This is a genomic window from Lentzea sp. HUAS12, from assembly GCF_024125735.1.
Classification (GTDB): Bacteria; Actinomycetota; Actinomycetes; order Mycobacteriales; family Pseudonocardiaceae; genus Lentzea; species Lentzea albida.
On the sequence record NZ_CP099738.1, the window covers coordinates 5,039,722 to 5,062,620 of the forward strand.

Here is a 22,899-nt window from a genome sequence, read left to right on the forward strand (position 1 = left end):
GAGCCGAGCTTGGCAGGCCGGGCGGCTGGCTGGACGAGCCGGCCGGGCCGGGCTGGTCGAGCCGAGCTTGGCAGGCCGGGCGGCTGGCTGGACGAGCCGGCCGGGCCGGACTGGACGTGCCGGACCAGGCCTGACCCGGCTGGCCGCGGCAGGCCCGGCGAGCTGGGCCGGGGCTGGGTTGGGCGGGGTGGGCGGGGCTCGCACACCTCCGGCCTCGATGGACTTGGCGTGCTCCTCTCGCCCCCAACCGTTGCTCTCGCGCTCCTCGCCCGGCGCGACAATTCGCCGGTCACGCCCGAACCGCCACGCGCCCGGCCCGGCTCGCCCAGCTCAGCCGGCTCGCCCGGCCCGCTCGGCTCGGTCCGGCCCAGGGCAACGCTCCCGCCCACAACGTCACCCGCGTCATCCGCATCACCCGCGTCGCCCCCCCAATCGAGCCCCGCGCGGTCCCCTCCCCGAACTACCGCGGGAACAGCGAGCTGTAGGCGTTCAGAGCCGGCTGCCCGCCCAGGTGCGCGTACAACACCGTGGAGTCGCGACCGATCTCCCCCGACGACACGAGGTGGATGAGCCCCGCCAGCGACTTCCCCTCGTACACCGGGTCGGTGATCATGCCCTCGAGGCTCGCACCCAGGCGCATGGCGTCCACTGTGGAGTCGTCGGCGATGCCGTAGGTGCCGGCGTGGAAGCGGTCGTCGAGGAGGATGTCCTCTTCGGACACCGTGACCTCGCGCAGCTTGGCGGTGTTGTGCGCGATGCGGGTGATCTGGGCGAGGGTCTCGGCGGGCTTGGCGGAGGCGTCGATGCCCAGCACGCGGCGGCCGGTGTCGTTCGCGAAGCCCGCGACCATGCCCGCCTGGGTGCTGCCGGTGACCGAGCAGACGACGATCGTGTCGAAGAAGACGCCGAGCTGCGCCTCCTGCTGGCGGACCTCGTCCGCCCAGTTCGCGAAGCCCATGCCGCCGAGCGGGTGGTCGGAGGCTCCGGCGGGGATCGGGTAGGGCTTGCCGCCGGCGGCGCGGACCTCCTCGATCGCCTGTTCCCAGGCCGGTTTGACGCCGATGCCGAACTCGGCGTCCACCAGGCGGACGTCGGCTCCCATCATGCGGCTGAGCAGGATGTTGCCGACGCGGTCGCTGCCCACGTCGGCCCAGTCGACCCAGCTCTCCTGCACCAGCACGGCCTTGAGGCCGGCGCGGGCCGCGGCGGCCGCTACCTGGCGGGTGTGGTTGGACTGGATGCCACCGATCGACACGAGCGTGTCGCAGCCGGTGGCCAGCGCGTCGGCGACGAGGTACTCGAGCTTGCGGGTCTTGTTGCCGCCGTAGGCGAGGCCGGAGTTGCAGTCTTCGCGCTTGGCCCAGACCGCGGCGCCGCCGAGGTGTGCGGTGAGGCGGTCGAGGCGGTGGACCGGCGACGGCCCGAAGAGCAGCGGGAATCTGGTCACAGTTCCTCTTCCAGGGTGCTCCAGTTCTCGTCGACCAGCGTGGTGACGAGCGCGGCGTCGCCCTTCTCGCACGCCTCGATGATCTGCTGGTGCTGGGTGACGGAGTGGCGGGCGTTCGGTGAGGAGAACCGGCTGTGCTCGGCCCTGCGCACCAGCGGGGTGAAGCGGTCGATGGTCGCGGCGATCGCGAAGTTGCCGCAGCGGCGGACGGCCACCGCGTGGAACTCGTCGTCGGCGGCCAGCGCGGCGACGGCGTCGTCGGCGTCGAGCGCCTTCTTGAAGGCCTTGTTCGCGGTGCGCATCGCGGCGATGTCCTCGTCCGACATCCTCGGCACCGCGATGCCGGCGGCGAGGGCGTGCATGGACTGCACGACGACGAGTGCGTCGCGCACGGGTTCGGCTTCCAGCGCGGTGACACGGGTGTAGGCGTGCGGCTTGGTCTCGACCAGGCCTTCGTCGGTCAGCGTCGCGAGCGCCTCGCGCACCGGGGTGCGGGACAGGCCGAGCCGCTCCGCCAGCTCGACGTCCTTGATGGGCGTGCCCGGCTCGAGGTCACCGCGCACGATCGCTGACCGGATCTCGGCCGCCGCCCGCTCCTTCAGTGACCCATATCCAATATATTGCATATTGGTGAGCGTAGGGACGGGGTCAGGTGATCGCAACCCCTCGCCGAGCGACGATGAGACGTCCGCGCACGAAAACGGCCTGCTCGACGACGTCGAGCAGGCCGGAAAAGCCGGGAGGCCTAGGTGATCGGCAGCGTTCGGCCGAGGACCGCGAACGGGCGCGGGTCGCCGGTGAACTGGTAGTGCCGCAGCACGTCCAGGAAGCCGACGCGGCGGTAGAGCTTCCACGCCTTGCTCGGGCCTTCGGGGGTGGACAGCAGCACGCGGGAGGACGGCACGCCCTCCATGAGCCTGCGGAGCAGGTCCTCGCCGAGGCCGCGGCCCTGAGCGCGCGGCAGCACGTGCAGTTCGGTCAGCTCGAAGTAGTCGGTGAGCCATTCGTCGACGACAGCGGGCGGCGACACCTGCATCAGGCCGCGCCGCACCTGTTCGTGCCACCACTGGCCGGCCGCGCCGCGGTAGCCGTAGCCGATGCCGACGAGCTCGTCCTGCTCCCCCAGCGCGACAACGCAGCGCCAGTCCTCGCGCATCATGTGCGCGAGCCACATCGGCGCGCGCTGCTCGACGGTGGCGGGCGGGTAGTTCATCGCCGTCACGTACAGCGCGAGCGCCTCGCCCAGCCGCTCGTTCAGCTCCGCGGCCGTCATCTCGACGATGCGCTCCAGGCGCGGCGAGGCCGTCATGACGCCACCGCCGCGACGCGTCCGCCCGTCAGCGCCACCAGGTCCGCGAAGGTCGTGGGGTACACGGCGTGCGGGTGGCCCGCGGCCGCCCAGATCTCGTCGTAGCCGGACAGCGACTCGTCCACCACGGTCTCGATCGGCGCCGGGTGCCCGACCGGGGACACACCGCCGATGACCTGGCCCGTGTGCTCGCGGACGAACTCGGGGTCGGCGCGCTTGACCGCGTCCGCGCCCACCAGCCCGGCGATCAGCGACGTGTCCGCGCGGTGCGCGCCCGACGTCAGGACGAGCAGCGGGGCCGCCTCTCCGTCGCGCACGGCGGCGAAGACCAGGCTGTTCGCGATCGCGCCGACCTGCACGCCCACCGCCTGCGCCGCGGCCGCCGCGGTCCGCACGGCGTCCGGCAGCACGACGATGCGTGCGGCGGTGGCGGCCGGGAGGGCTTCCGCTACCTTGCGGATTCCGGGGTGTTCGAGCGAGCTCACGTCTCCATCAGACCACGACTCACGCCCACGTGGTGGGGCGGGTTGAGGAATCCATCGGCTGGGAGCTACGCTGATGGAGACTCGAACATGTGTTCGAGTCTCACCATGCCTCGGAGGTGGGGTGGGGGAAGCACCCCACCTCCGAGAGCCGCCGGCTTCCCCTCGGCGGTGACGTCGTTCACCGACGCCACGAGGAGGCCGAGATGACAGCCGATCTTTCGAATCCGGCAGCCTTCCCCGTCCCCATCCCGATTCCGCTGCCACCCGCGTCCGCGCTCGCCCTGCTCCGGCAGGCCCGCGACTCGCTCGCCGAGTCGGAGCGCACGCCCGAGCCGTCGGAGCGGTTCGCGACCGCCTACCTGGCCGCGTTGCGCGCCGCCGCCGCGGTGCTCGCCCTGCGCGGACGGCCCCATCGCGGGCGGTCGAGGCCGACCAGCGCCTGGGTGCTGCTCGGCGCGATCGCGCCCGAGATGAGCGAGTGGGCCGCTTTCTTCGCGTCGTGGTCGTCCACGCGGGCCGCCGTGCTCGCGGGGATCACCAGGCACGTCAACGCGCGCACGGCTGACGATCTGGTGCGTCAGACCCATCTGTTCGTGACGCTCGTCGATCGCGTGATGAGCGAGGCGAGGCGGTGAACCTGCTCGACGTGTTGCGCCGTGAGGCGGATCTGCTCGCCATGTCCGCGATCGGCCAGCCGCCGCACAAGGGCGTGCCCGCCTGCCCCGGGCTGAACCTCGGGGAGACCGTGAGGCACGTCGGCGGCGGCTATCGCGGCGCACTGGCCTGGATCAGGCTCGGCCGCGAGCCCGAGGCCGGGGAGTGGCGCGACTACCCGGCGCCGGAAGAGGATCCGCTCGAGTTCATGCGGTCGGGCGCGGAGGCCGTGATCGCCGAACTCGAGGCGCACGGGGAGGACGAGCCGTGCGCGACGTGGTGGCCCGACCGGCAGGACTTCGGGTTCTGGCGGCGACGGCTGGCGCACGAGACGACGGTGCACCGCATGGACGTGCAGGGCGCCGCGGGCATGGACGTCGGTGCCGTCGACGACGAGGTCGCGGTCGACGGCGTCGACGAGGTGCTCACGTTGTGGCTGGGGCACAAGCTCGACGTGCTCGGGGTGCGCGGGTCGCGGGACAGCCTCGTCGCCATCCAGGTCGAGGACCACCTGTGGCTCACGCGGTGCGGCCCGCAGGGCGCGTCGGCGTGGCGCGTGGTCGACCCGGAGGACGCGCACGCCGCCGACGCGCAGGTGTCGGCGAGCCCGATGACGATGTACCGCTGGCTGTGGGGACGGCTGCCCGACCGCATGGTCACGACCTACGGCGACGACGACGCGATCGCGCAGCTGTGGGCGCTACTCCGTCTCGCGACCAAGTAGGACGGACGCGGTCTCCTCGCCCGTCGCCGACAGCAACCGGTAGCGGGCGAGGCGGCCGTCGACGTCCAGCAGCGCGATCGAGTTCCCGAAGTGCGGGCCGCTGGTCTTGCGCCAGTGCACCAGGTCTTGCGGGACACCGGCCCACGTGGCCAGGCGGCGGAAGATCTTCGACGCCACGCGCGACCACGAGAACCGGAACGCCGGCCGCAGCACCTTCGGCGCCTCGTTGTGGATGGGCGAGCACACGAGCTGCGCGACCACCGCCTTGGTGGGACTGGGGAACTCGGCCTCGGCGACGTAGCTGTGGTGGACGTCGCCGGACAGCACGCACACCGTCGCGGCGCCGTTGTTGCCGGCCTTCTCGATCATGCGCGAGAGCCGGTCGAACGACTCGCGGAACGCGGGCCAGTGCTCCAGGTCGACGGCCTGCCTGATGCCCTCGGCCGCCTTGCCCTGCCAGCCCGGCTTGTTCGCGCCGATCTCGTTGAGGGACTGGAAGTGGCTGAGCGCGTGCGGCATCAGCCACGGCAGCGACGAGCCGATCAGCAGGTGGTCGTACTCGTCGGCCTGGTCGACGTTCTGCTCGATCCAGTCGAACTCGTCGTCGTTGATCATCTGCCGCTTGCCCTCTTCGAGGATGCGGCCGGAGCGCGTGTCGACCATGAGCAGCCGGATGCGGCCGAACTCGCGGCGGAAGCTCCACCACGTCGACTTGCGGCCCTCGGTCTCCCTGTCGGCCGCCTCGGCGAACTCCAGCAGCATCGGCAGCACGTCCGTGCCCTGGGCCTTCACCTTGGCGTACAAGGAGTTCTTGGCGAGCTCGGCCGGACTGAGGTTGCCCAGGTGCTGGTAGACCCAGTACGACGAGATGGCGCCGCGGATCCTGTCGCGCCACCACGGCTTCTCCGCCATCTGCGCGCGCCACGCCGCGGAGGTGTTCCAGTCGTCGCGCACGTCGTGGTCGTCGAAGATCATCGCGGTCGGCACCACCGACAGCAGCCAGCGGATCTCCGGGTCGCCCCAGGTCTCGTGGTAGAGGCGGGCGTACTCACCGAAGTGGACGACCTCGCCGTCGGGTTCGTCGGTGTCCTTGCGGCGGTCGCGCAGCCACTGCTTCGTGGAGTCGGTGGGCTCGTCGGCGTAGACCTGGTCCCCCAGCAGGATCATCGCCTGCGGCCACTCCTCCTCCGGGACGGCCATGAGCCGTTGCGCGAACGCGTCCAGCGCGTCCGGGCCGAGCGGCTGGTCCGGGGCGGCGCGGCACGACCCGAAGGCGATCCGGCGGACCTGGCCCGTGCGGATGACCGGTTTCGGGAACTCGCTGCCGGGTTCCGGCCAGACCTTCTCGCCGTCGAGTTCGACGTCGTACTCGGTGCGGGGACCCAGACCCTCGAGCCGGACGAGCGCGTAGTGCTGGTTGCCCGCCTGGAAAGTGCGCGCCGTGCTGCCGGCGATCTTCACCTCGCACGAGGCGTCCGTTTCGACCCACAACGTCGCGGACGTGTCGTCGACATATCTGAGGAGCGGTCCGAGCACCAGCTTCGCCACGCGCGAGACAGTACCCTCGCACGCGTGGAAATCACGTTCGAGTCGGCAGATCCCCCGGCGCTGGCCGCGTTCTGGTCCGAGTTCGCGGGCGACGAGATCGAGCTGACGTTCGTGTGGAGCGACGCGCCGAAGATCGAGAAGAACTGGATCCACATCGACCTGGCCTCGACCTCGCCCGAGCACCAGGCGGACATCGTCGCGCGGGCGCTCAAGCTCGGCGCCGAACACGCCGACGTCGGTCAGGCCGACGTGCCGTGGGTGGTGCTGCGCGATCCGCAGGGCAACGAGTTCTGCGTCCTCGAACCCCGGCCCGAGTACCCCGGCGTGATCGCCGCCGTCGTCGTCGACTCGCGCGACCCGCTGGCGTCCGCCGAGGCGACCGGGCACCCGGTGGCGCGCAGCGGTGACGGGTTCGCCTCGGTCCGCCCCGAGCCCGGGCCGTGGCTCGAGTTCGTGCGCACCGACGACCCGGAGCCGATCACGAACCGCGTGCGCGTCCGGTGGGCCGATCCGGCGTGACCGCCCGAGAGCGGCCACGCCACTGATATCCGATATATCGGCCGAGGGTCAGAGCGCGGCCAGTCGCTCGCGCAGGGTGTCGAGGCCCATCGCGCCCATCTCCAGGGCCTCCTTGTGGAAGCGCTTGAGGTCGAAGTCGGCGCCCTTGCGGGCCCGCGCGTCCTCGCGCGCCGCGAGCCACAGGCGCTCGCCGAGCTTGTACGAGGGCGCCTGTCCCGGCCAGCCGAGGTAGCGGTCGAGCTCGTCGCGGGAGGCGGCGGGCTCCTGCAGCGTGCGGGTCAGCATGAACTCGAGGCCGAGCTCGGGGGTCCAGCGCTCGCCGGGGTGGAAGCCGGTGCCGGCCGGGATCTCCAGCTCCAGGTGCATGCCGATGTCGATGATGACGCGGGCCGCGCGGAACAGGTGCGCGTCGAGCATGCCGAGCAGGTCGGCGTCGTCGTCGAGGTAGCCGAGCTCGCGCATGAGGCGTTCCGCGTAGAGCGCCCAGCCCTCGCCGTGGCCCGACACCCAGCACAGGAGGCGCTGGAAGTCGTTCAAGGTCGCCGACTGGTACACGGCCGTCGCGCACTGGAGGTGGTGGCCCGGCACGCCCTCGTGGTAGACCGTCGAGGTCTCGCGCCAGGTCGGGAACACCGACTTGCCCTCGGCGATCGACCACCACATGCGGCCGGGGCGGGAGAAGTCCGCGGTCGGCTGCGTGTAGTAGGCGCCGACGGAACCGCCGGGCGGGGCGATCCTGCACTCGAGGTCCATGAGCGCGTCCGGCAGGTCGAAGTGCACGTCGCGCAGGTCGAGCAGGGCCTTGTCGGACAGCTCCTGCATCCACGCCTGCAGGCCGTCCTGGCCGTGCACCTGGTAGCGCGGGTTCTCGTCGAGGAACGCCGCGGTCTCCGCCAGCGAGGCGCCCGGCTTCAGCCGTGCCGCGACCTCCTTCATCTCGGCCTCGATGCCGAGGAACTCCTCCCAGCCCCACGCGTAGGCCTCGGCCAGGTCGAGCTTCGACCCCGTGAAGTAGCGGGAGCCGAGGCGGTAGCGCTCCTCGCCGACCGCGTCCTTCTCCGGTGCCTTGGGGGCGAGTTCCGTGCGCAGGAACGAAGCGAAGTCCGCGTACGCGGCGGAAGCGGCGGAGGCACCGGCGTCGAGAGAGGAACGCACGGAACCGTCGACGTCGGCGGACGCGACGAACGGGCCGAAGAACGTCGTGGCGAACGTGTCGCACTGCTTGGCGACCTTGGTGACCTGACGCAGCGCTGAGACGTTGCCGCGTGAGGCGGCGTGCGAGAGAGAGGCGCGCAGACCGTCCAGAGCGGCGGGCACGGCGGCGAGGCGGCGGCCGATCGTGGCCCACTGCTCCGGCGTGTCGGTCGGCATCTGGTCGAAGATGTCGCGCACCGACTGGATCGGGCTCGCGATGACGTTCAGCGAGGACTCGGTCACACCCGCCTCGTACATCTCGTGCTCGAGGCCCACCCGTTCGAGGAAGACGGCGCGGGCGGCCTCTTCCGAGGCATCCGCGGGCTGCGCGCCGGTGACGTCGGCGAGTGCGCGGACGGCGAGTTCGTCGCGCGCCGCGTGTCCTTCCGGGGAGAGGTCCGTCAGCTGGTCGTCGGATCCCGAGAAGCCGAGACTGGTGGCGGTGATGGGGTCCAGCGCCACGAGGTCGCGGACGAACTTGTTGCTGATGTCGTGCACGGATGCCATGTTCCGTGACGCTACCTCGCGCCTCTCGACGCCAAAAGGTAGTTAGTCAAGCTCACGACCTTCGGAGGGGACCTGCGTCGTTCGGGCCGTGCTGGCAGGATGTCGGCCGTGCGTCGTTCCCGGGCACTTCTGCTGCCGGTCTTCTTGCTGCTCACCCTGTTTTCGCTGAGTGGTTGCGTTCGCGTGTACGCCGCCATGGCCGTCTCGGAGGACGACCGCATCTCGGGTGAGATCGTCGCGGCGACACCGCCGACGCAGGACAACGACCCCGGCCCGCAGCTCAAGGTGCCGCCGGAGCTCGAGAGCCGCGTCACCACCAAGGAGTACCGGGTGGAGCAGTACGCGGGCACGCAGCTGTTCTTCAACGGCCTGACGTTCGACGAGATGCGGACTCTGTCGACGGCGACGAGCTCGTCGAACAGCCGCTACAGCCTCAACTTCCGCCGGTCGGGTGATCTTGTCACGCTGTCGGGGTCGGTCGACCTGACCCAGGTGCCCGTGGAACGCGCGGACATCCAGGTCAAGGTCAGCTTCCCCGGCAAGATCGTGAACACCAACGGCCGCGAGGAGGAGAACAACACGATCGCGTGGTCTCCGAAGCCCGGCCAGGCGTCGATGCTGCAGGCCACAGTGCAGTACGCGGGTGAGAACTCCCAGTCGTTCTTCGGCTGGGCGCTGCTGGTCGCGGGCCTCACCGGCGGTGCCGCGCTGATCGTGGTCGTGCTCGCCCTCATCGCGCACAAGCGCAGTGCGCTTGCTTAGGGCGCTTGCTTAGGGCGCTCGCTTAAGGCCCTCGCTCAGGCGCGGGTGACCAGACCCAGGCGCCCCAGCACCTCGCGCGTCGCCTTCGCCCTGTTCATCGTGTAGAAGTGCAGCGCGGGAACGCCCTCGTCGAGCAGGCGCTGGCACATCTCGGTCGCGATGTCGATGCCGGTCGCCCGGAACCCCGCGACGTCGTCGGCGTACGGCTCCAGCCGGCGCGACACGTCGAGCGGCAGGTCGGCACCGGACAGCTCCACGATCTTGGCGAGGCCGCGCGGCGACAGCATCGGCATGATCCCCGGCAGGATCGCCGCCGAACAGCCCGCCGCCGCCACCCGGTCGCGCATCCGCAGGAACGGCTCCGGCGCGTGGAACAGCTGGGCCACCGCGTAGTCCGCGCCCGCGTTGAGCTTGCGCAGCAGGTACTTCAGGTCGGTGTCGAGGTCGGTGGAGCGCGGGTGCCCGTACGGGAACGCCGCCACGCCCACGCAGAAGTCGCCGAGCTCGCGGACCAGCGCGACGAGTTCGTCGGCGTAGGACAGGCCCTCGGGGTGCGCGACCCACTCGCCCATCGGGTCGCCGGGAGGGTCGCCTCGCAGCGCGAGGATGTTCCGCACGCCGATCGCCGCGTACCAGCCGATGACGTTGCGCAGCTCGGCCACGGAGTGCTCGACGGCCGTGAGGTGCGCGACGGGGAGCAGCGTCGTCTCCTGCGCTATCCGGCCGGTGGCGCGGATCGTGCGGTCGCGGCGCGACCCGCCGGCGCCGTAGGTGATCGAGACGAACGCCGGGTCGAGGCCTTCCAGTTCGCGGACGGCCTTCCACAGGACCTTCTCGTCCTCCGCGTCCCGGGGTGGCAGGAACTCCACCGAGAACTTGGGTGACTCCCCCTGGAGCCGCTCCACCACCGACGTCATGACACCAACCCTAGTGGTACTTCCGCCAGGTGGGACACGGGCTCACCATGTGGAACGCATGCCCCGACATGCGGGTGTCCCCGGACACAGCGGACCATGGACGGGTGTCCCACCACCCAATCGATGTTGCCCTGCCCCAGCACGTCGACGAAGCGCTGACCGCTTATCTGGCCTCCCGGCGCGCGTCCGGCGAGGCGATGGACCCGAGTTTCGCGAGCGCGGTCGACGCGCTCTCCGACTTCGTGCTGGGCGGCGGCAAGCGCATCCGCCCGACCTACGCGTGGTGGGGCTGGCGCGCGGCCGGGGGCGACCCCGACGGCGAGCTCGCGGGCGAGGTGCTCACGGCCGTCAGCTCGCTGGAGCTGATCCAGGCGTGCGCGCTGATCCACGACGACCTGATGGACGCCTCGTCGGTGCGCCGGGGCAGGCCGACCGTGCACATCGCGTTCGGCGCGCGGCACCGCGAGCAGGGCTGGCTGGGGTCCTCGGAGCGGTTCGGCATGTCGGCGGCCGTGCTGATCGGCGACGTCGCGCTGGCGTGGGCGGACGACATGCTCTTCGCCGCCGGGCTGCCGCCGGAGGTGCTGCGCCGGATGAGCGAGCCGTGGCGGGACATGCGCACCGAAATGCTCGCGGGCCAGTACCTCGACGTGCTCACGCAGGCGCGGGGCGACTCGTCCCCGGACGCCGCGGTGCGCATCGACCGGCTCAAGACCGCCGCGTACACCGTCGAACGGCCGCTGCACATGGGCGCGGCGATGGCGGGAGCGTCGCCCGAGCTGATCGGCGGGCTGCGCGCGTTCGGTGCCGACATCGGCGTCGCGTTCCAGCTGCGCGACGACCTGCTCGGCGTGTTCGGCGACCCCGAGGTCACCGGCAAGCCCGCGGGCGACGACCTCGCCGAGGGAAAGCGCACGCTGCTCGTCGCGCTGGGCATGCAGTACGGCGCCGATATATTGGATATCGCTCTCGGCAAGCCCGACCTCGACCTCGACACCGTCGAGGAGGTCCGGCGGGCGCTCGTGAAGGTCGGCGCCGTCGACGCCGTCGAGGAGCGCATCGAGGAGCTGACGAAGAGCGCGCTGGCCGCCCTCGACGCCGCACCCGTGGCCGAGCCGGCCGCCACCAAGCTCGCCGACCTCGCGATCAGCTCGACGAAGCGGACCTTCTGAAGTCGATCATCTTCACCGTTGCTCCACTCGGCTCCCCTCACGGTTCCTGAGAGTTGGTTAACTCCTCGTCACCGTGTGGCCCGTTGCCTGCTGACGCTTCCGCGCCTTGTGCAACGATGTTCGGGCGATGGCAGCAACTCCGTCCCTCCCCCGCACGAGCTCCGAGGCGTCGATACAGGAGCTTCAACCAGTCGTGCGCGCGAACACCTACGCCATCCCCATCCGCACGACCATGCTCGGTCTGCTGGGCGTGGCGCTGATCGCGCTCGGGGGAATGGGTGCCGGCGCGATCCTCGAGCGCGACCCGCTGCTCGCCCAGGTCGGGCTGAGCTGGCTGCGCTACGGCCACGGCCGCGACCTGGCGAGCATGGTCCTGTACCTGGGCCTGGGTCTCGTCATCTGGGCGTGGATCCGGCTCGGCCGCCTCGTGCGGTGGGGTGAGATCGGCGACTTCGCGGTGCTGGTCGCGGTGACGGTCTGGACGTTGCCGCTGCTGTTCGCGCCACCGCTGTTCAGCAAGGACATCTACAGCTACCTGGCGCAGGGCCAGCTCGCGCTCAGCGGCTACGACCCGTACACGGTCGGGCCCGCCGTCCTGCAGAGCACGCTGTCCGAGAACGTGAGCTGGGTGTGGCAGCACACGCCGGCGCCGTACGGGCCGTTGTTCATCCTGGTCGCGAAGGCGATCGTGTGGATCACGGACGCGAGCGTCATCCTCGGCGTCGTGGCCATGCGCTTCTCCCTGGCGGGCGGCCTCGTGCTGTTGTGCTGGGCGCTGCCGGGCCTGAGCAGGCACCTGGGCGGCAAGTCGGCGATCGCGCTGTGGCTGGTCGCGGCGAACCCGCTGACCCTGATCCACCTGATCGGCGGCGCGCACAACGACCTGCTCATGGTCGGCCTGATGGCCGCGGGCGTGCTGCTGGTGCTCGACCGCAGGCACGTGCTCGGGTTCGTGCTGCTCGCCCTCGCGTTCTCGGTGAAGGCGACGGCGGTCGTGGTCGTGCCGTTCCTCGTGTGGATCTGGGCCGCGCGCCTCGACGGCGACAAACGCGCCCAGTTCCGCAAGGCGCTGGTGCCCGGCCTGGTCGCGTTCCTCGGGACGTTCGCCGTGTGCACGCTCGTCGCCGGGGTGAACCTCGGCTGGATCCCGGCGCTGCGCAGCTCGTCGATGATCATCAACTGGCTGTCGGTGCCGAGCGCGGTCGGCGACTTCGTGCGCATGGTCGTGAACTGGTTCGTCTACGTCGACGGCGGCATCTTCATCGGCGTCGCGCGGGCCCTGGGCTCCGTGGTCCTGATCTGGATCGCGTACACGCAGTGGTGGGCGTCGCGCGACGGCGAGGTGCGCGACGCGATCCGCCGCGGCGCGCTGACGATGCTGGCCGTGGCGCTGCTCTCGCCCGCGACGCTGCCCTGGTACTTCAGCTGGCCGCTGGCGCTCGCCGCCGGGTTCGCGTGGAGCACGGCGGGCCTGGTCGCGGTGACGATCGCGTCGCTGTTCCTGCTGCTGGTGACGTTCCCGAACGGCGACACGGCGCTGTACTCGTGGGGCTACCTGTTCTTCGCGCTGCTGGTGTCGGCACTCGCGGCGCGGTCGCTGGTGAAGCCGGACCCGTTCGGCCTGTCCTCCCGCTACGAATGAGCCACGGCACCGTGGACCTGGGCGACGCCTATGCCGCGTGCCGCCGCATCAACGCGCGGTACGGCAGGACGTTCTTCCTGGCGACGACGCTGCTGCGCCCCGATCAGCGGCCCGCGGTGCACGCCCTCTACGCGTTCGCCCGGTGGGCCGACGAGATCGTCGACGCGGCCGGGGTGACCGACCGCGCGGGTGAGCTGGACCGCCTGGAACGCCTGCTGGAGAAGCCGCCGTCGAACCCGGTCCTGCACGCACTGGCGGACACGAGGCGCCGCTACGACATCGACGGGTCGCTGTTCACCGACTTCCTCGCGTCGATGCGGATGGACCTCGACGTGACCGAGTACGCCGACCTCGACGCCCTCGGCGTCTACGTGCACGGCTCGGCGGAGGTCATCGGCCTGCAGATGCTGCCGGTGCTCGGCACCGTGGTGTCCCGCGAGGAGGCCGCACCGCACGCGGCCCGGCTCGGGGTGGCGTTCCAGCTCACGAACTTCCTGCGCGACGTCGGCGAGGACCTCGACCGCGGTCGCGTCTACCTGCCGCAGGACGTCCTCGGCGCGCACGGCGTCGACCGCGACCTCCTGCAGTGGTGCCGCTCGCACCAGCGCCCGGACACTCGCGTGCGACGGGTGCTCGACGACCTCGTCGCACACTCATATGCGATATATCGGTCGGCGGAGCCGGGGATCGAGATGCTGTCGCCGGCGTCGCGGCCCTGTGTGCGGACTGCATACACGTTGTATCGCGACATCCTCGGGCTCGTGGGCTGCGAGGTGTTGTGGCGGCGGGTGGCGGTGCCGAACGCGCGTCGGCTCGCGGTGGCGCTGCCGGGCGCCGGCAGGGCCCTCGTGGCGCGGCTGAGGACGCCGGGGGTGGGTGGAGCGGCGGTGCCGGGGGTGGGGGCCGCGGTGAGTCCGGGAGTGGGCCCAGGAGTCGACCCGGTGACCGCCACAGAGCTGACTCGAGAGGTCAGCCCGGCGCTGAACACGGAGGCCGACCCGGTACCGGCCACGGCGGTGGCCCCAGAAGGCGCGGCGCCGACCGCAGCGGCGGGCACGCACAGCGTCGCGGGGTCCGACACGGCGTCAGCCCTGAACGCAACGCCCGCGGTGACCCCGGATGTGACCCCCGGCGTCACCGCGGAAGCGTCACCGGGGACGTCGAGGTGAGCCCCGCTTTAGGGACGCGCGAAGGTTCGGCCCACTGGGGTTCGGCCGGGTGTGGTTCGGCCGGGTGTGGTTCGGCCCGGCGTGGTTCGGCGCAGCGGGGCTCCGGGCATCTCCCACCTGCGAAGACGCCCGGAACCGCTGCTGTCGGTGTCTCAGAAACCCATGGCCTGCGCGCGTCGCTTTACCTCGCGCCCACGGTCTCCGCGCAATGCTTCGATCGGAGTGCCAGGGAGGCTGTCGTCCTCCGTGAAGAGCCAGCGCAGGATCTCCTCGGTGGAGAAGTTCTGGTCGCGCAGCACCGTGATGGTGCCGGGCAGACCCTTCACCACGGTTCCGGCGGCGAGGAACGCCTCGGGAACGACGAGGACGCCGTTCCGCCGCTCGGCGAGCAGTTGCCCGTCGCGCAGCATTTGGTGGACCCGGGTGACCGGAAGTCCCATTCGGTCGGCCACCTCGGGGAGAGGAAGAACCTCCAGGTCGGCAGCCAGTACATCCGCAGCGGCAGGAATCGCACTCACGGGGGTCACGATGCCATAACCGAACTGGGAACGCCCTTCCGCCAACCGGGTCATCCTGAGCTTTACCATCTCGCACTGTGGAGAGGTCGGTTTCGAACGTGATGGGTGGACTGCTGGAGCAGCGCTACCGGGTGGACGCCGTGCTGGCGCGAGGCGGCATGTCCACCGTCTATCGAGGTCGTGACACCCGCCTCGATCGCGATGTCGCCATCAAGGTGATGGATCCTCACCTGACCGCGGACCCCGCGTTCGTGGCGCGCTTCGAGCGCGAGGCGCGGGCCGCGGCCCAGCTGCACCACCCGGCCGTGGTGTCCGTGCACGACCAGGGCGTCGACGGTGACCAGGTGTACCTGGTGATGGAGCTGATCGACGGCGGCAACCTCCGTGACCTGCTCAACCAGCGCGGCAAGCTCGCTCCCGCCGTCGCGTTGAGCATCCTCGGCCCCGTGTTGTCGGCGTTGGGCGCGGCTCACCGCGCCGGGCTCGTGCACCGGGACGTGAAGCCGGAGAACGTGCTGATCGGACCCGGTGGCCAGGTCAAGGTGGCGGACTTCGGGCTGGCCCGCGCGATCGGCGGGAACGGTGTCACGAGTGACAGCGAGATCCTCGGCACCGTCGCCTATCTGTCACCCGAACAGGTGGAGACCGGCACGGCGGACGCGCGCAGTGACGTCTACTCGGCCGGGATCGTGCTCTACGAGATGCTGGCCGGTCAGGCGCCCTACCGCGGCGAGACGCCCATCTCGGTGGCCTACCAGCACGTGAACTCGGACGTCCCGTCGGTCGCGGACGTCCCGCTGGCGCTCGACACGCTCGTGCGCAAGGCCACGCGGCGCGACCCGGTGCTGCGGCCCGCGAACGCCGACGCGTTCCTGGCCGAGCTGGAGCGCGTGGGCACGGAGCTGGGCCTCACGCCGCAGCCGGTGCCCGTTCCCGGTTCGGCGCCCGAGAACGACAGGACGGTCATCATGCGACCGGTGCCCGTCGCCGTCGGCGCCACTCCCCCGTCGGCCGCCGAGCTGACCAGGCCGGTCGTGCCGAAGCCGCCGCTCCACTCGGCGATGACGACGATCAGCACCGGCCCGCCGACGCCTCCTCCCGGCATCCCGGCCTCGGCGACGCGCACGATGCAGCGGCCGGAGCAGCCGCGCCGCCGGCCCGCGCAGAAGCGGAAGTCGGAGGCCGAGAAGCTCGAGGAGGAGCGCAAGCGGCGCAAGCGGCTCTACACGATCTGGGGCGCCGTGGCCGGCGTCGTGGTGGTCGCGGTCGGGCTGTTCACCTGGTACGTCTCCGCCAACCGCTACACGGAGATGCCGTCGGTGGCGGGGCAGTCCGAGCAGAACGCGCAGGTGCTGCTCTCGCAGGCGGACCTCACCGGCCTCGTCGAGAAGGTGCCGTCCAACGACGTCCCCAACGGCACGGTCATCAGCTCCGACCCCGGTCCCGGCGCGGAGCTGCGCAAGAACCAGCAGGTCAAGCTGGTCGTGTCGCGCGGCAAGCCCGTGGTGCCGTTCATCACCGCCGGTACCGACGAGGCCGTGGCGACCAAGGAGATCCAGGCCGCGGGCCTGAAGGTCACCAAGGACGCCTCGAAGGACGCGTTCCACGACACCGTGCCCATCGGCAAGGTCGTGGGCATCGACCCGCGTCCCGGCACGGCGCTCAACCTCGACTCGCCGGTCACCCTGATCATGAGCAAGGGCCCGCCGCCGCGCCTGCCGGTGCCGAACGTCACCGGCAAGACGAAGACCGAGGCGGACGCCGAACTGCAGCGCGCCGGTCTGGAGCCGGTCGACGCGGGGGGCGACGAGGCCCCGGAGAACGGCAACTCGCGCGTGGTGCGGACGGACCCGCCCGCGGGCACGGTGCTGGACCCGACCCAGAACAAGAAGGTCACGGTCTTCTACCAGAACAACAGCGAGGTCGAGGTGCCCGACGTCTCCCGCAAGAAGGTGCGCGAGGCGAAGGAGGAGCTCGAACGGGCCGGTCTGAAGGTGAGGGTCGAGTTCAACAAGAGCAACAACGCGACCGTCGTGAACCAGTCGATCCCCCCGCGCACGCGGGTGAGGCGGGGAACCGAGATCACCATCGTCGGCCTCTGACCGGTTCGAAGCGAAGGGCCCCGCGTTCTCGACGCGGGGCCCTTCGTTCTTCAGCTCGTCTTCAGTGAACCCGTCAGGAGCGCAGCATCTCGGCGACGAGGAACGCGAGCTCGAGCGACTGCTGCGTGTTCAGACGCGGGTCGCACGCCGTCTCGTAGCGGCCGGCGAGGTCGTCGTCCGAGATCTCCTGGGCGCCGCCGAGGCACTCGGTGACGTCCTCACCCGTGAGCTCGATGTGGATGCCGCCGGGGTGCGTGCCGAGACGGCGGTGCACCTCGAAGAAGCCCTGGACCTCGTCGACGATGCGGTCGAAGTGCCGGGTCTTGTAGCCGGTCGACGACTCGTGCGTGTTGCCGTGCATCGGGTCGCACTGCCAGATGACCTTGTGGCCGCTGGCCTCGACCTTCTCCACGATGGCGGGGAGCACGTCGCGCACCTTCTGGTTGCCCATGCGCGAGATGAGCGTCAGGCGGCCCGGCTGGTTGCGCGGGTCGAGGCGCTCGACGTACTCGACGGCCATCTCCGGCGTCGTCGTCGGGCCGATCTTGAGACCGATCGGGTTCGCCAACATCTCGGCGAACGCGATGTGCGCGCCGTCGAGCTGACGGGTGCGCTCACCGATCCACAGGAAGTGCGACGACAGGTCGTAGAGCCGGGGCTCCTCGCCGTTCGTGTCGAGGCGGAGCAGCGCGCGCTCGTAGTCGAGCAGCAGCGCCTCGTGCGAGGCGAAGATCTCCGTGCCGTGCAGCGACTGGTCGTTCACGCCGCACGCGGACATGAACTTGAGGCCGCGGTCGATCTCGCCGGCCAGGGCCTCGTAGCGCTCGCCGGCGGGCGAGGTGCGCACGAAGTCGCGGTTCCAGTCGTGCACGCGGTGCAGGTCGGCGAGACCCGCGCCGGTGAGGGCGCGCAGCAGGTTCATGGCCGCGCCGGCGTTCGCGTAGGCGCGGATCATGCGACCGGGGTCGGCGACGCGGGCTTCCGGCGTCGCGACCAGGGAGTTGATGATGTCGCCGCGGTAGGACGGCAGGCCGAGGGCGTCGATGCCGGACGAACGCGGCTTGGCGTACTGGCCGGCGATGCGGCCGACCTTCACCACGGGAAGGCTCGCGCCGTAGGTCAGCACCACGGCCATCTGCAGCAGGGTCCGGATGTTCGCGCGGATGTGCGGCTCGGTGTTGTCAGCGAACGTCTCCGCGCAGTCACCGCCCTGCAGGAGAAACGCCTCACCGTTCGCGACCTGCGCCAGTTGCGTGTGCAGCCGGTCGATCTCGGCGGGCACGGTGATCGGCGGCACGCTCTCGAGCACGGTCCGCACGCGACGCACCTGTTCGGCGTCGGGCCATTCGGGCTGCTGGGCGGCCGGGCGCGACAGGGCGTCGTCCAGGCGCTTGCGCATCTCGGGAGGCAGCGGCGGAAGCTCGGGAAGCGTGTCGATGGGCACGTCCACGGTCCAGTTCACGCTGCTCATCCTAGTTGTCCCACACTGAGAGACCGGGCCGGGCCTGTCAGCGGTTCCAGGGGTGCGGACCAGGCGTCATCCGGCGTAGCGGGCGTTACCCCCGGCCGAGTGAGGTCTGTTACTTGTCAACTATCTCCCTCTGCCCAATCGAGATGCCGCACTGCATGATGTGGGCCATGGATGCCACCCGATTGGATGACGGCACCGCGACCCGGCTGCTGGGCATCGCGATCGACAACATCCAGCGCGACCACCCGGTCCACTGGACGCACGTGATCGACGGGGACCACCGGCTCGTGCCGCAGCGGGTGCTGCACCCGGTGTTCGCCGGGTCGTTCGACTGGCACTCGTGCGTGCACCAGACGTGGCTCGCCGTGCGCCTGCTGCGGCTACGCCCCTCCCTCACGGGAGCGGACACGGCCCGCAACGCCCTCGACAAGCTGGTCACGCCGGACAACTGCGCCGTCGAGGCGGCGTTCTTCGCCTCCCCGGCCGGCCGGTACTGGGAGCGCCCGTACGGGTGGGCGTGGCTGCTGCTGCTCGACGCCGAGCTGCGCACCTCGGACCTGCCGTGGTCGGTCGCTCCGATCGCCGAGGTCCTGCGCGACCGGTGGCTCGAGTGGATCTCGGTCGCGCGCCTGCCGATCCGCACCGGCACGCACGGCAACACCGCGTTCGCGACGAGCCTCGTGTTCGACGCCGCCAGGGCGACCGGCGACACCGAACTGGCCACCGCGTGCGCTGAGGCGGCACTGCGGTGGCACGGGGACGAGGCCGGCTACGGCGGTTTCGAGCCGGACGCCGCCGACTTCCTGTCGCCCGCGCTGACGACGGCCGACCTGATGCGCCGCGCGCTGGACCCGGCCGCGTTCGCCGACTGGTTCGACGCCTTCCTGCCGGACCTCGAGGCGGAGCGGTGGCGCGTGCTGCGCGAGCCGTTCCCGGTCGACGACCCCGGCGACCCCTACGGCTCGCACCTGGCCGGGCTCGCGTTGTCGCGCGCCTGGAACTGGGAGGCGGTCGCGGACGCGCTGCCGGACGGGCACCGGTACGCGTCGCTGGCGCGGACGGCCTCGGCGGCGCACCGCGAGGCAGGGTGGAGCTACGTGTTCGGCGGGCACGGCTACATGGCCGACCACTGGCTCGGGACGTTCGGCGCCTACCTCGACGTGAAGGCCTTCTGACCACCTGCGCGACGTTCGCGCCAGCTGATATATCGGATATCAGTGGCCGGAGGTCAGGCTCGCGCGGCGGACGAGGGTGAGCGCGATGCCCGTCGCCGCCGCGTGCACCGACGCCGCGTGCGTGCGCGGGTCGAACCGCGTGGTGGGTCCCGCGACGCTGACCGCCGCCACCGCGGTGCCGTCGTCGCCCAGCACCGGTGACGCCACGCAGGCCAGACCGACCCTCGACTCCTCGAACTCGTAGGCGACGCCCGTCTGCCGGATCTTGGTCAGCTGCTGGCGGAGCATCCCGGGCGTGACGGCGGTGCGCGGGGTGAGGCGGGCCAGCGGGGAACCCAGCACCTCACCCCGCAGCCCCGTGGGCGCGTGGGCGAGCAGGGCCTTGCCGATCGCGGTGGCGTGCAGGGGCATGCGTCCGCCGAGGCGCGACGGCGAGGACGCCTGGCGGTGACCGCCGATCTTGGCGGCGTAAACGACCTCGTGGCCTTCGAGCAGTCCCAGGTGGACGGTCTCGTGGGTGCGTTCGTAGAGGTCTTCGAGGTACGGCGTGGAGACCTCGACCAGGCGGCGTTCCACCGACGCGCGGATGCCCAGCTGGAACAGGTGGCTGCCCAGGCGGTACCCGCGCCGGCCGCGGTCGAGGAGGCGGACCTCGGCCAACTCGCCCAGCAGGCGGTGCAGCGTGGCCTTGGAGAGGCCGGTGCGCCTGCCCAGTTCGGCGAAGCCGAGCTCGTCGTCGTCGGCGCCGAACGCGTTCAGCACCGACATCACCTTGCCCAGCAGGGTGTTCGGGACGTCCGTCACCACCCGATCGTGCCATTCGGTTCCGCTCAGCGGAACTCGAAGGTCCCCTCCGGACCGGGAGCACCGCCACGATGTGCCGTATGAACGAAGTCCAGACTGCGGCGGAGCGCCTGGCCACGGCCGCGCGAGACAGGATCACGTGTGCGCCGGTGCGGGACGTCATCGGTGACGCCGAGGCGTACGCGGTGCAGCAGCACAACATCGCGGCACGCGTCGCCGCGGGCGCGAAACCGGTCGGCCGCAAGATCGGCCTGACCGCGCCCGCGGTGCGCAGGCAGCTCGGCGTTGACCAGCCTGACTTCGGGGTGCTGCTCGACGACATGGCGTTCAAGGACGGCGACGTGGTCCCGACCGAACGCCTGCTGCAGCCGAAGGTCGAGGCCGAGGTGGCGTTCGTGCTGAAGGCCGACCTGGCCGAAGGCCCGTTCGACGAGCAGACGGTCGCGGCGGCGGTCGCGTACGCGCAGGCGTCGCTGGAGATCGTCGACAGCCGGATCGAGAACTGGAACATCACGTTCGCCGACACCGTCGCGGACAACGCCTCCTCTGCTCTCTACGTGCTCGGCACCGAGCAGAAGGAGCTGTCGGAGGTCACGCCGCGCGACGTGTCCGCGGTGCTGTCGGTCAACGGCGAGGAGCGCTCGACCGGCGCCGGCGCCGACTGCATGGGCGATCCGCTGACCGCCCTCGCCTGGCTCGCCGAGACCGCCGTGCGGCTGGGCGACCCGCTCAGGGCCGGTGACGTCGTGCTCAGCGGCGCGCTCGGTCCCATGGTGCCCGTGCAGGCGGGCGACGAGGTCGAGGCGACCATCACCGGCCTCGGCACGGTCCGGGCCACGTTCGCTCCCGAGGAGGCGTAAGTGAAGGTCGCGATCATCGGGTCGGGCAACATCGGCACCGACCTCGTCATCAAGGTGCTCAAGCGGTCGTCCGTGCTGGAGGTGGCGGCGCTGGTCGGCATCGACCCCGAGTCGGACGGCCTCGCCAAGGCGCGCGGGCTCGGGGTCGCGACGACCTCGGACGGCATCGAGGGGCTCGTCGCCCTGCCGGGGTTCGACGAGATCGAGATCGTGTTCGACGCGACCTCGGCGGGCGCCCACGCCAAGCACGCGGAGGTCCTCGCGGCACACGGCAAGAAGGTCATCGACCTCACGCCGGCCGCGATCGGGCCGATGGTGGTGCCGACGGTCAACCTCGACGAGCACCTCGACGCCCCGAACGTCAACATGGTCACCTGCGGCGGTCAGGCCACGATCCCGGTCGTCGCCGCGATCAACTCCGTCACGCCCGTGCCGTACGCGGAGATCGTCGCCTCGATCTCGTCGCGCAGCGCGGGGCCCGGCACCAGGGCGAACATCGACGAGTTCACCGAGACGACGGCGCAGGCCATCGCGGACGTCGGTGGCGCGAAGCGGGGCAAGGCCGTCATCGTGCTCAACCCCGCCGACCCGCCGATCACCATGCGCGACACGGTCCTCGCGCTCGTGCACGCACCGGACCCCGAGACGCACGAGGAGATCCGCGAGTCCGTCGAGCGGATGATCTCCCGGGTCGCCGCGTACGTCCCCGGCTACCGGCTGAAGCAGAACGTGCAGATCGACCCGGTCGACCAGCCGGCCACCCTCACCGAGGAGCCGGTGACGCACCAGGTCACGGTGCTGCTGGAGGTCGAGGGCGCGGCCGACTACCTGCCCGCCTACGCCGGCAACCTCGACATCATGACCAGCGCGGCCGTCCGGGTCGCCGAGACCATGGCGAAGGCGGTGGTGCGCGCATGAAGCTCTACATCCAGGACGTGACGCTCCGGGACGGCATGCACGCCCTGCGGCACCGCATCGACCCGAAGAAGGTCGCCGAGATCGCGAAGGCGCTGGACGACGCGGGTGTCGACGCCGTCGAGGTGTCGCACGGCGACGGCCTGAGCGGCGGTTCGCTCGTCTACGGCCCCGGCAGCCACACCGACTGGGAGTGGATCGAGGCCGCCGCCGGGGCGTTGACCGGGGCGAAGCTCACGACGCTGCTGCTGCCGGGCATCGGCACGCTGCACGACCTCAAGCGCGCCCACGGCCTCGGCGTGCAGTCGGTCCGCATCGCCACGCACTGCACCGAGGCCGACATCTCGGCGCAGCACATCGCCGGCGCGCGCGACCTCGGCATGGACGTGTCCGGGTTCCTGATGATGAGCCACCTCGCCGAACCTCAGGAGCTCGCGCGGCAGGCGAAGCTGATGGAGTCCTACGGCGCGAACTGCGTCTACGTGACGGACTCCGGCGGCCGCCTGCTGCCGAAGGACGTCCGCGACCGCATCCGCGCGTACAAGGACGTTCTCGACGAGCGGACCGAAATAGGCATTCACGCCCATGAGAACCTCTCACTGGCGGTCGCGAACTCCATCGCCGCCGTCGAGGAGGGTGCGACCAGGGTCGACGCCTCCCTGGCCGGACTGGGTGCCGGTGCGGGCAACTGCCCGATCGAGCCGTTCGTGGCCGTCGCGAACCTCCAGGAGTGGCAGCACAACGCCGACCTGTTCGCGCTGCAAGACGCCGCCGACGACCTGGTCCGCCCGCTGATGGACCGCCCGGTCCGCGTCGACCGCGAGAGCCTCACCCTGGGCTACGCGGGCGTCTACGGCTCGTTCCTGCGCCACGCCGACACGGCCGCCCGGCGCACCGGCGCCGACGTCCGCACGCTCCTGCTGGAGGCGGGACGCCGGCGCCTGGTGGGCGGTCAGGAGGACATGCTCACCGACATCGCCCTGGACCTCACGCGGTAGACGGCTT

At 71.0% G+C, this 22,899-nt stretch carries 22 protein-coding genes; 12 read left to right on the forward strand and 10 right to left on the reverse strand.

All coding sequences use genetic code 11. The annotated features are described in order from the left end of the window. Positions 1-460: 460 nt before the first annotated feature. The 4 genes from ND450_RS22325 to ND450_RS22340 form a co-directional block, all read right to left on the reverse strand. A complete protein-coding gene (locus ND450_RS22325) occupies positions 461-1,447 on the reverse strand; it encodes a 1-aminocyclopropane-1-carboxylate deaminase (protein WP_253320710.1) in 987 nt (328 codons plus the stop codon). Next, a complete protein-coding gene (locus ND450_RS22330; protein ID WP_253320711.1) occupies positions 1,444-2,073 on the reverse strand; it encodes a GntR family transcriptional regulator in 630 nt (209 codons plus the stop codon). The genes ND450_RS22325 and ND450_RS22330 overlap by 4 nt, the downstream gene beginning before the upstream one ends. Positions 2,074-2,192: 119 nt before the next feature. Then, entirely contained in the window at positions 2,193-2,756 is a 564-nt protein-coding gene (locus ND450_RS22335) for a GNAT family N-acetyltransferase (RefSeq protein WP_089924334.1), read from the reverse strand. Next, positions 2,753-3,241, reverse strand: a complete 489-nt coding sequence (locus tag ND450_RS22340) for a YbaK/EbsC family protein (RefSeq protein ID WP_253320712.1) — start codon at positions 3,239-3,241, stop codon at positions 2,753-2,755. The genes ND450_RS22335 and ND450_RS22340 overlap by 4 nt, the downstream gene beginning before the upstream one ends. A gap of 203 nt (positions 3,242-3,444) precedes the next feature. Here ND450_RS22340 and ND450_RS22345 point away from each other — a divergent pair, with 203 nt between their 5' ends. Next, entirely contained in the window at positions 3,445-3,876 is a 432-nt protein-coding gene (locus ND450_RS22345) for an SAV_6107 family HEPN domain-containing protein (protein WP_089924465.1), read from the forward strand. Further along, the gene (locus ND450_RS22350; RefSeq protein ID WP_253320713.1) at positions 3,873-4,619 is read left to right on the forward strand and encodes a maleylpyruvate isomerase N-terminal domain-containing protein; all 747 of its coding nucleotides are present in this window, start codon (positions 3,873-3,875) and stop codon (positions 4,617-4,619) included. The genes ND450_RS22345 and ND450_RS22350 overlap by 4 nt, the downstream gene beginning before the upstream one ends. On the opposite strand, the gene ND450_RS22355 is transcribed toward ND450_RS22350, so the two are convergent. Then, on the reverse strand, positions 4,596-6,167 hold the full coding sequence (locus ND450_RS22355) for an alkaline phosphatase D family protein (RefSeq protein ID WP_253320714.1): 1,572 nt from the start codon (positions 6,165-6,167) through the stop codon (positions 4,596-4,598). The genes ND450_RS22350 and ND450_RS22355 overlap by 24 nt on opposite strands. A gap of 24 nt (positions 6,168-6,191) precedes the next feature. On the opposite strand from ND450_RS22355, the gene ND450_RS22360 reads away from it, so the two are divergent. Next, positions 6,192-6,686, forward strand: a complete 495-nt coding sequence (locus tag ND450_RS22360) for a VOC family protein (RefSeq protein ID WP_253320715.1) — start codon at positions 6,192-6,194, stop codon at positions 6,684-6,686. Between the two features lie 48 nt (positions 6,687-6,734). Here ND450_RS22360 and ND450_RS22365 read toward each other — a convergent pair whose 3' ends face one another. After that, a complete protein-coding gene (locus ND450_RS22365) occupies positions 6,735-8,387 on the reverse strand; it encodes a DUF885 domain-containing protein (RefSeq protein ID WP_253320716.1) in 1,653 nt (550 codons plus the stop codon). Positions 8,388-8,570: 183 nt separating this feature from the next. On the opposite strand from ND450_RS22365, the gene ND450_RS22370 reads away from it, so the two are divergent. Next, entirely contained in the window at positions 8,571-9,149 is a 579-nt protein-coding gene (locus ND450_RS22370) for a DUF3153 domain-containing protein (RefSeq protein ID WP_245786562.1), read from the forward strand. A gap of 35 nt (positions 9,150-9,184) precedes the next feature. On the opposite strand, the gene metF is transcribed toward ND450_RS22370, so the two are convergent. Further along, positions 9,185-10,066 (reverse strand): methylenetetrahydrofolate reductase [NAD(P)H], encoded by an 882-nt coding sequence (gene metF, locus ND450_RS22375; RefSeq protein WP_089924350.1) that lies wholly within the window; start codon positions 10,064-10,066, stop codon positions 9,185-9,187. A 68-nt stretch (positions 10,067-10,134) separates the two neighbouring features. Between metF and ND450_RS22380 the strand changes: the two genes are divergently transcribed. The 3 genes from ND450_RS22380 to ND450_RS22390 all read left to right on the forward strand — a co-directional run bounded on the left by ND450_RS22380 (position 10,135) and on the right by ND450_RS22390 (position 14,049). Next, a complete protein-coding gene (locus tag ND450_RS22380) occupies positions 10,135-11,238 on the forward strand; it encodes a polyprenyl synthetase family protein (RefSeq protein WP_371927781.1) in 1,104 nt (367 codons plus the stop codon). A gap of 193 nt (positions 11,239-11,431) precedes the next feature. Beyond that, entirely contained in the window at positions 11,432-12,880 is a 1,449-nt protein-coding gene (gene mptB / locus ND450_RS22385; RefSeq protein WP_253320718.1) for a polyprenol phosphomannose-dependent alpha 1,6 mannosyltransferase MptB, read from the forward strand. Further along, entirely contained in the window at positions 12,877-14,049 is a 1,173-nt protein-coding gene (locus tag ND450_RS22390; protein ID WP_371927393.1) for a squalene/phytoene synthase family protein, read from the forward strand. Before mptB ends, ND450_RS22390 begins: the two co-directional genes overlap by 4 nt. Positions 14,050-14,201: 152 nt before the next feature. Here the strand turns inward: ND450_RS22390 and ND450_RS22395 are convergent, their stop codons facing one another. Continuing rightward, positions 14,202-14,567, reverse strand: a complete 366-nt coding sequence (locus tag ND450_RS22395; protein ID WP_229905306.1) for an Rv2175c family DNA-binding protein — start codon at positions 14,565-14,567, stop codon at positions 14,202-14,204. A gap of 77 nt (positions 14,568-14,644) precedes the next feature. Here ND450_RS22395 and pknB point away from each other — a divergent pair, with 77 nt between their 5' ends. After that, positions 14,645-16,669 carry a Stk1 family PASTA domain-containing Ser/Thr kinase gene (pknB, locus tag ND450_RS22400; RefSeq protein ID WP_253320719.1) on the forward strand — a complete coding sequence of 675 codons (2,025 nt, stop codon included), beginning with the start codon at positions 14,645-14,647 and terminating at the stop codon, positions 16,667-16,669. Between the two features lie 73 nt (positions 16,670-16,742). Here the strand turns inward: pknB and ND450_RS22405 are convergent, their stop codons facing one another. Continuing rightward, positions 16,743-18,131, reverse strand: a complete 1,389-nt coding sequence (locus ND450_RS22405) for a class II 3-deoxy-7-phosphoheptulonate synthase (RefSeq protein WP_253320720.1) — start codon at positions 18,129-18,131, stop codon at positions 16,743-16,745. A 176-nt stretch (positions 18,132-18,307) separates the two neighbouring features. Here ND450_RS22405 and ND450_RS22410 point away from each other — a divergent pair, with 176 nt between their 5' ends. Next, on the forward strand, positions 18,308-19,315 hold the full coding sequence (locus tag ND450_RS22410) for a DUF2891 domain-containing protein (protein WP_253320721.1): 1,008 nt from the start codon (positions 18,308-18,310) through the stop codon (positions 19,313-19,315). Between the two features lie 39 nt (positions 19,316-19,354). Here ND450_RS22410 and ND450_RS22415 read toward each other — a convergent pair whose 3' ends face one another. Continuing rightward, entirely contained in the window at positions 19,355-20,119 is a 765-nt protein-coding gene (locus ND450_RS22415) for an IclR family transcriptional regulator (protein ID WP_253320722.1), read from the reverse strand. A gap of 80 nt (positions 20,120-20,199) precedes the next feature. Between ND450_RS22415 and ND450_RS22420 the strand changes: the two genes are divergently transcribed. From ND450_RS22420 to dmpG, 3 genes are read left to right on the forward strand one after another with little or no spacing between them, the layout of a single operon-like run. Beyond that, complete coding sequence (locus ND450_RS22420; protein WP_253320723.1) at positions 20,200-20,979, forward strand: 2-keto-4-pentenoate hydratase; 780 nt, start codon at positions 20,200-20,202, stop codon at positions 20,977-20,979. Continuing rightward, on the forward strand, positions 20,980-21,897 hold the full coding sequence (locus tag ND450_RS22425) for an acetaldehyde dehydrogenase (acetylating) (protein WP_253320724.1): 918 nt from the start codon (positions 20,980-20,982) through the stop codon (positions 21,895-21,897). Next, positions 21,894-22,892 (forward strand): 4-hydroxy-2-oxovalerate aldolase, encoded by a 999-nt coding sequence (dmpG, locus tag ND450_RS22430; RefSeq protein WP_253320725.1) that lies wholly within the window; start codon positions 21,894-21,896, stop codon positions 22,890-22,892. The genes ND450_RS22425 and dmpG overlap by 4 nt, the downstream gene beginning before the upstream one ends. The last annotated feature ends 7 nt before the right edge of the window (positions 22,893-22,899 follow it).

Bases quoted from the DNA above. Each gene is read 5' to 3' on its own strand.
- ND450_RS22330 (WP_253320711.1), bottom strand. From the start codon at position 2,073: ATGCAATATATTGGATATGGGTCACTGAAGGAGCGGGCGGCGGCCGAG.
- ND450_RS22335 (WP_089924334.1), bottom strand. From the start codon at position 2,756: ATGACGGCCTCGCCGCGCCTGGAGCGCATCGTCGAGATGACGGCCGCG.
- ND450_RS22345 (WP_089924465.1), top strand. From the start codon at position 3,445: ATGACAGCCGATCTTTCGAATCCGGCAGCCTTCCCCGTCCCCATCCCG.
- ND450_RS22365 (WP_253320716.1), bottom strand. From the start codon at position 8,387: ATGGCATCCGTGCACGACATCAGCAACAAGTTCGTCCGCGACCTCGTG.
- metF (WP_089924350.1), bottom strand. From the start codon at position 10,066: ATGACGTCGGTGGTGGAGCGGCTCCAGGGGGAGTCACCCAAGTTCTCG.
- ND450_RS22380 (WP_371927781.1), top strand. From the start codon at position 10,135: ATGCGGGTGTCCCCGGACACAGCGGACCATGGACGGGTGTCCCACCAC.
- ND450_RS22390 (WP_371927393.1), top strand. From the start codon at position 12,877: ATGAGCCACGGCACCGTGGACCTGGGCGACGCCTATGCCGCGTGCCGC.
- ND450_RS22410 (WP_253320721.1), top strand. From the start codon at position 18,308: ATGGATGCCACCCGATTGGATGACGGCACCGCGACCCGGCTGCTGGGC.
- ND450_RS22420 (WP_253320723.1), top strand. From the start codon at position 20,200: ATGAACGAAGTCCAGACTGCGGCGGAGCGCCTGGCCACGGCCGCGCGA.
- dmpG (WP_253320725.1), top strand. From the start codon at position 21,894: ATGAAGCTCTACATCCAGGACGTGACGCTCCGGGACGGCATGCACGCC.